A 6,725-nucleotide genomic window follows, 5' to 3' on the forward strand; every position below is an offset into this window, starting at 1 on the left:
TGTCTCCGTCTCTGGTGAGGAGACTTATGCGCCCGGCCACGCCGTGCGATAATCCGAGGAAGTTTGCACGACCCGTTCGGATATTCGCACAATGCAGCAGGCAGACTTCGCCGATCTCGACGCCTTCACGGCCGTGGCCCGGGCGCGAGGCTTTCGGGCCGCCGCCGCCCTTCGCCACGTCTCGGCCTCGTCGCTGAGCGAGGCGGTGCGACGGCTGGAGACGCGGCTAGGCGTGCGCCTGCTGAACCGCACCACCCGCAGCGTCACCCCCACCGAGGCGGGCCAGAAACTGCTGGAACGCCTGTCCCCCGCCCTGGCCGACGTCGCCCTGGCCCTGGACGAGGTCAACGCCTTTCGCGACAGCCCGACGGGGACTCTGCGCCTGAACGTCCCCGGCATCGTCGCCAAGGTGATCATGCCGCGCCTGCTGCCCCGGTTCCTGGAGCAGCATCCGGGCGTCAGCGTCGAGGTCATCGCCGACGACGCCTTCATCGATGTGCTGGCCGCCGGCTTCGACGCCGGGGTGCGCTACGACGAGAGCCTGGAGAAGGACATGATCGCCGTGCCGCTGTCAGGCCCGCAGCGGTTCGTGCTGGTAGGGTCGCCGGCCTATCTCGCCGAGCATGGCCGGCCCGCCCATCCGCGCGACGTGCTGGACCATGCCTGCATCCGGCACCGCTTCGCGCATGGCGCGTCGTACCCGTGGGAGTTCGAGAAGGACGGCGAGGTGGTGCGGATAAATCCGCCCGGCCGGATGGTCTCGACCCATATCGACCTGGAACTGGCGGCCTGCGAGGCGGGCGTGGGCCTGATGGCCACCTTCGAGGACTTCGTCGCGCTATCGCTGGCGGCTGGGCGGCTGGAGACCGTGCTGGACGACTGGCTGCCGCCCTTCACCGGGCCGTATCTCTACTATGCCAGCCGCCGGCACATGCCCGCGCCGCTGCGGGCCTTCGTGGACTTCGTGAAGGCCGAGAAGCTGGCCTAGAAGACCGCCCTAAAAAACCGGAAGCGGGCGCGGCTTGCGGTCTTCGCCGATAGCCACGAAGGTGAAGACGCCCTCGGTGACCTTGTGGGCCTGCTCGGCGTCACGACGGCGGCGCCAGGCCTCGACCTGGACCTTCAGAGAGGTGCGCCCGGTGTGGACGACGCGAGCGAACAGGCTGACCTCGTCGCCGACGAACACCGGGCTGATGAAGGTCATGCCGTCGACGGCGATGGTGGCGCAGCGGCCGGCGGCGCGGTGGAAGGCGATCGAGGCCGCCGCCAAGTCCATCTGCGACAGCAGCCAGCCGCCGAAGATGTCGCCCTCGGGGTTGGTGTCGGACGGCATGGCGATGGCGCGCAGCACCGGCGCCTCATGCGGCCACTCGGCCTTTTCCCACGCCTTGGCGAGGGTTTCGGCCCGCTGGGCCGTCGGAACCTCGGACACCCTAGTGACCGCCGGCGCCTTCGTAGACGCCAGGCGCCAGGATCTCGTTCTCGTCGCCCTCGGCCGTGGCGGCCACGAAGCGGCGGTCGCAGTACGAGCAGTCGACGAAGCCGGCCGCGCCCATCTCCAGCCACACGCGCGGATGGCCCAGCGCGCCGCCGACGCCGTCACAGGCGATGCGGTGCGAGCGGACCGAGATCGTTTCCGGCGCGGGGCCGGCGATCGCAGCGATATCCATCGCCGTCGGGGCGGCAGCGGGGGTCTTGGCCATGGGAAGTCCTCGAATTCGGAACGCGGCCTTGGCTAGGCGACGAACGAGGCATACCTATGCGACGCTGAAAGGCGCCGTCAATCAAACGGGCGCCCGATCGGCCGTTTACCCGCCGTCATGTTGCTATCTGGACGCCCCATGGACCTGCCTGCCTACGCCATCGAAGCCGAAGGCCTCTACAAGACCTATGCGGGGACCAAGACCTCGCCGGAGAAGCGGGCCCTGAACGGCATCGACCTGAAGATCCCGCGCGGCTCGATCTTTGGCCTGCTGGGCCCCAACGGCGCGGGCAAGTCGACCTTCATCAACATCCTGGCCGGCCTGGTCCGCAAGAGCTCGGGCACGGTGAAGATCTGGGACCGCGACATCGACACCCGGCCGCGCGACGCCCGCGCCGCCATCGGCGTGGTGCCGCAAGAACTGGCCGCCGACGTCTTCTTCACGCCGCGCGAGTCCCTGGAGGTGCAGGCCGGCTTCTACGGCGTGCCCAAGAGCGAGCGTCGCACCGACGAGCTGCTCAACGCCCTGGGCCTGGGTGACAAGGCCAATGCCTATGTTCGCCAGCTGTCGGGGGGCATGAAGCGCCGCCTGATGGTCGCGAAAGCCATGGTTCACCAGCCGCCGGTGCTGATCCTCGACGAGCCCACCGCCGGCGTCGACGTCGAGCTGCGCCGCCAGCTCTGGCAGTACGTCACTGGCCTCAATGAGCTGGGCGTCACCATCGTGCTGACCACTCACTATCTGGAAGAAGCCCAAGAGCTGTGCGACCAGATCGCTATCGTCAATCGGGGTGAGGTGGTGGCCTGCGAGCCGACCGCGACCCTGCTCAAGCGCATGGACAGCCGCAACGTCGTGGTCACGCCGGAGGAGCCGGTGACGACCGCGCCCGCCCTGGCCGGTTTCGACACCAAGCTGCGCAACGGCGGGGCCTTCCAGGTCAGCTACCGCACCGGCCAGTCCAGCGTCGAGCAGGTGCTGGCCGCCGTCCGCGCCAGCGGCGTCCACATTAAGGACATCGCCACCGAGGATCCGGACCTGGAAGACGTGTTCGTCGCCCTGACCTATGGCGACCCGAACGCGGCCGATCCCACGAAGGACTGACGTTCTTTACTTGCTTCCGGCGAAGCCCGCCGCCAACACTCCCGCTTCGAACGGGGTGGGGTCGCGGCGATGGGTTTCCTGGATAAGCATTTCGGGCTGACGGCCCGGGGCACGTCGGTGCGCACCGAGGTGCTGGCCGGGTTCACCACCTTCCTGACCATGGCCTATATCGTGATCGTCAATCCGACGATCCTGGGCCAGGCCGGCATGCCCGTGGCGGCCGTGGCGGCGGCCACCTGCCTTGCGGCGGCGTTCGGCAGCATCCTGATGGGGCTGATCGCCAACTACCCGATCGCCCTCGCCCCTGGCATGGGGCTGAACGCCTATTTCACCTATACCGTCGTGATCGGCATGGGCCTGCCCTGGCAGACGGCGCTGGGCTGCGTGTTCCTGTCGGGCATCGCCTTCCTGGTGCTGACCGTGGCCGGCATCCGCCAATTGATCGTCGGGGCCATCCCCCGCCCACTGTTCTCGGCCATCGCGGCGGGCATCGGCCTGTTCATCGCCTTCATCGGCTTCAAGGAAGCCGGGATCATCGTCGCCAGCCCCGCCACCACCGTGGCCCTGGGCGACCTGACCAAGCCGACTGCCGCCCTGGCCATCCTGGGCTTCGTCGTCATGGCCGGCCTGATGGTCTGGCGGGTGAAGGGCGCAATCCTGATCGGCATCCTGATCGCCGCCATCGCCGCCTGGGCCCTGGGCCTGGCCAAGTTCATGCCCGGCGACTACGGCCTGGCCGCCCTCTCGACCACCGCCTTCAAGCTGGATGTCCCCGCAGCTCTTCATCTCAACGGCGCCATGGGGATGGCTCTGGCCGAGGTCGTCTTCGTCTTCCTGTTCGTCGACCTGTTCGACAATGTCGGCACCCTGGTCGCCGTGACCAAGAAGGCCGGCCTCGTCCAGCCGGACGGCACGATCCCGCGCCTGAACCGCATCCTGACCGCCGACAGCATCGCCACCATCGGCGGCTCCCTGGCCGGCACCTCGACCGTGGTCAGCTATATCGAGAGCGCCTCGGGCGTCGCCGCCGGCGGCCGCACCGGCCTGACCGCCATCGTCGTGGGCCTGCTGTTCCTGGCCACCCTGTTCTTCGCCCCCTGGGTCCAGGCCATCCCGGCCGCCGCCACGGCCCCGGCGCTGATCATCGTCGGCTCGATGATGCTGGGCGCCCTGACCGACATCGACTGGGACGATCCGGGCGTGGCCATCCCAGCCTTCCTGACCGTGATCGCCATCCCGCTGACCTTCTCGATCGCCAACGGCCTGGCCTTCGGCATCACCGCCTATGCGGGCCTGGCCCTGCTGCGCGGCCAGGCCAAGCCCAAGGACTGGCTGCTTTTCGTCCTGGCCGGCCTGTTCGTCGTGCGCTTCGTCTACATGAGCGCGGGCTAGGCCTCGCGAACCCGTTTGCGCCAGCGCCGCCTTTCGGCTAAGAGGCGCTTCCCGCAAGGGACCAAGCACCCGTAGCTCAGCTGGATAGAGCGTTGCCCTCCGAAGGCAAAGGTCACACGTTCGAATCGTGTCGGGTGCGCCAGTTCTCCAAACATCGCTGAAAACGTTGAGGTTTCACCGTCCGGTGAACCGTCTTTCGACGATTGCTACACAACCCTTCTACACAATCGCACCGACGATCCGGGCCTAACTATCGGGCAACGCTCACGAAATCGCGCGCGCGACTTCTACACAAACCCACCCCACAATGTTCGAACGCATATCGTCCGAAAGGGTGGTCGCTTCTACTACCGGCGACGGGTGCCGGGATCGCTGACGGGCATTGTCGGGAAGAGGGAAATCTGGCGGTCGTTGGGGACGGACAGCCCCACGGTCGCTCTACGACGTTCCCACCAGATCGCCGCCGCCATCGAGCGAGACTTCGAGTTGGCTCATGGACGATCAGGTCGCACGGTCGATCCGATGATCGTCTGCGAAGCGGTATGGAAGAGCGCAACCGAGCGCGCGCCTGACGCTCAGAAGAGCCCAGCCGAGACCGTCATTGGGGCCACGCTCGGCGAAGTCTACGACGCCTACATGAGCGATCCGACCCGCGACTGGTCGCCGACGACACGCATGGCCTACGGGACCACTCGGAAACTCGTCATGGCGATCCTCGGCGAAACCACGCCCATCCGGTCCATTACGCGCTCTCAGTGTCGCGAAATGATCGAGGTGCTTCGGTGGTTGCCTCGTAATGCGTCCAAGCTGTTCCCCAACCTCACCCCGGTCGAGATCGCCGAGAGGAGCAAGGCGGAGGGGCGCGACGACCTCATCAACGCCGCCAACATCAACACCTACGTCAACAAGCTTGGCGGGGTCTTCAACTGGGCGGTGAAGGAGGAACTGCTCGACCGGAACCCCGCCATAGGATTGCGAGTGCCCGACCCCACGCTGCGGCGTGACAAACGCCTACCGTTCTCGACATCCCAACTTCGGGCAATCTTCTCAGCGCCGCTATACACCGGCTGCCTCGACGATCAACACGGCTACGCCGCTCCCGGCCCGAATAGGCCGCGTAACGCCCGCTTCTGGATTCCTCTCGTGTCGATGTTCGCTGGGCTACGCCTGAACGAAGCTTGCCAACTCGATGTTGCGGACGTTCGAAGGATTGAAGGCATCGCCTGTTTCGTCGTGACCGAGCGGTCCGATGAGATCGCAAACGACAAGCGGCTCAAGACGAACTCCAGCGAGCGCGTCGTCCCGATCCACGCCACGCTGCTCGACCTCGGCTTCATGAACTTCGTGGAACGACGACAAAGCGCGGGTGAGAGCAAGCTGTTCGCGGAGGTCGGAATGGGTGCCACCGGCTACCGCTCGACAACCTTCTCCCAGTGGTTTCGTCGCTTTGTCGCGCGCGCAGGCGCCGGTTCTCCAAAGACATGCTTTCACAGCTTCCGGCATGGCTTTCGTGATGCCCTCCGCGAAGCTCGCATCGACCGTGACATCGCGCTCGCATTGGGCGGCTGGGCGTCAGTCGGCGGAGCCGCTTCGGTGTCAGATGCGTATGGCAGGGGCTATCGCGTCGCCACTCTGAAAGAGGCTATTGACCGCGTTGGTTACGACGGTCTCGACTTTTCAAGGCTTGGCGAGAATGTTGATAGTAACCCTGACGCTATGACGTGATTCACTGACCCGCTGGGAAGGTCGCGGACGAGCCAGAGATGCGAGAGGGTTGGGATGACGCGACTTAGGTGGTCTAACCCGGCGAAAGAAGCTGATCCTGCCCGCGTTCAGCGCGATTCAGCCGCCGTTACCGTGATCTCAGACTTGCAGGCCGTCCTGCAACGGAGACGAGCGCGGAAGAAGGCTAAGCGGGCAAAGAAGGCCGCCTCGACGAAGAAGCTCAAGGCCGTAACAATCAAATCGTCTACGGAAGTTGAAGCGCGTAAAAGCAATGTTCGGCTGGCGGAGGCAAGGCTTGCGACGCTCAATGCCGAATATGCTGCCTTGCAAGAACAGATCGCGCCACTGACAGTCCGCTCGGTTAAGAAGGCTGGGCTTCTTCTTTTGCCAGACGAGAATGTTGTTGCACTGCGGAAGCTCCGCCCCATCGAAGCAGACCTCAAACATAAAATCACAGAAGCGACTGCGGCGCTAAAGACGGCCCGCAGGTTGCTTGGTGAGCAGTGAGGTCATCCAGACTATTGGGACCTAGAAGTCGCGCGCGCGATTTCGTGAGCGTTGCCCGATAGTTAGGCCCGGATCGTCGGTGCGATTGTGTAGAAGGGTTGTGTAGCAATCGTCGAAAGACGGTTCACCGGACGGTGAAACCTCAACGTTTTCAGCGATGTTTGGAGAACTGGCGCACCCGACACGATTCCGGTCGGGGCGGTTCTGGGCGTCGGAGTTGCGGCTGTCGTCTTCGCTCATGGCGGGGCTCGTCGGCGTCGAATGGACTGTCGCGGGACCGGCCGCAGGGCGATGGCA

At 65.5% G+C, this 6,725-nt stretch carries 8 protein-coding genes and 1 tRNA gene; 6 read left to right on the forward strand and 3 right to left on the reverse strand.

The features are described from left to right. Window positions 1-91: 91 nt before the first annotated feature. A complete protein-coding gene (locus tag ABDW31_RS03925; protein WP_184715828.1) occupies window positions 92-988 on the forward strand; it encodes a LysR family transcriptional regulator in 897 nt (298 codons plus the stop codon). 9 nt (window positions 989-997) lie between these two features. Here ABDW31_RS03925 and ABDW31_RS03930 read toward each other — a convergent pair whose 3' ends face one another. Beyond that, window positions 998-1,432, reverse strand: a complete 435-nt coding sequence (locus ABDW31_RS03930; RefSeq protein ID WP_184715826.1) for an acyl-CoA thioesterase — start codon at window positions 1,430-1,432, stop codon at window positions 998-1,000. A 1-nt stretch (window position 1,433) separates the two neighbouring features. After that, window positions 1,434-1,703 (reverse strand): zinc-finger domain-containing protein, encoded by a 270-nt coding sequence (locus ABDW31_RS03935; protein ID WP_184715824.1) that lies wholly within the window; start codon window positions 1,701-1,703, stop codon window positions 1,434-1,436. A gap of 138 nt (window positions 1,704-1,841) precedes the next feature. On the opposite strand from ABDW31_RS03935, the gene ABDW31_RS03940 reads away from it, so the two are divergent. The 5 genes from ABDW31_RS03940 to ABDW31_RS03960 all read left to right on the forward strand — a co-directional run bounded on the left by ABDW31_RS03940 (window position 1,842) and on the right by ABDW31_RS03960 (window position 6,428). Further along, window positions 1,842-2,804: an ABC transporter ATP-binding protein gene (locus tag ABDW31_RS03940; RefSeq protein ID WP_184715822.1), complete on the forward strand. Its 963-nt coding sequence runs from the start codon at window positions 1,842-1,844 to the stop codon at window positions 2,802-2,804. A 69-nt stretch (window positions 2,805-2,873) separates the two neighbouring features. Continuing rightward, window positions 2,874-4,196, forward strand: coding sequence for an NCS2 family permease (locus tag ABDW31_RS03945; RefSeq protein WP_184715820.1), 1,323 nt, complete (start codon window positions 2,874-2,876; stop codon window positions 4,194-4,196). 65 nt (window positions 4,197-4,261) lie between these two features. Further along, a tRNA-Arg gene (locus tag ABDW31_RS03950) sits at window positions 4,262-4,338 on the forward strand. Window positions 4,339-4,517: 179 nt separating this feature from the next. Next, entirely contained in the window at window positions 4,518-5,921 is a 1,404-nt protein-coding gene (locus ABDW31_RS03955) for a site-specific integrase (protein WP_343698307.1), read from the forward strand. Between the two features lie 144 nt (window positions 5,922-6,065). Then, window positions 6,066-6,428 (forward strand): hypothetical protein, encoded by a 363-nt coding sequence (locus tag ABDW31_RS03960; protein WP_184715699.1) that lies wholly within the window; start codon window positions 6,066-6,068, stop codon window positions 6,426-6,428. A 21-nt stretch (window positions 6,429-6,449) separates the two neighbouring features. Here the strand turns inward: ABDW31_RS03960 and ABDW31_RS03965 are convergent. Continuing rightward, window positions 6,450-6,725, reverse strand: a 276-nt coding sequence (locus ABDW31_RS03965; protein WP_343698295.1) for a hypothetical protein, incomplete at its 5' end; no start/stop codon positions are given.

The sequence above is a fragment of the Caulobacter sp. genome (genome assembly GCF_039596335.1).
Classification (GTDB): Bacteria; Pseudomonadota; Alphaproteobacteria; order Caulobacterales; family Caulobacteraceae; genus Caulobacter.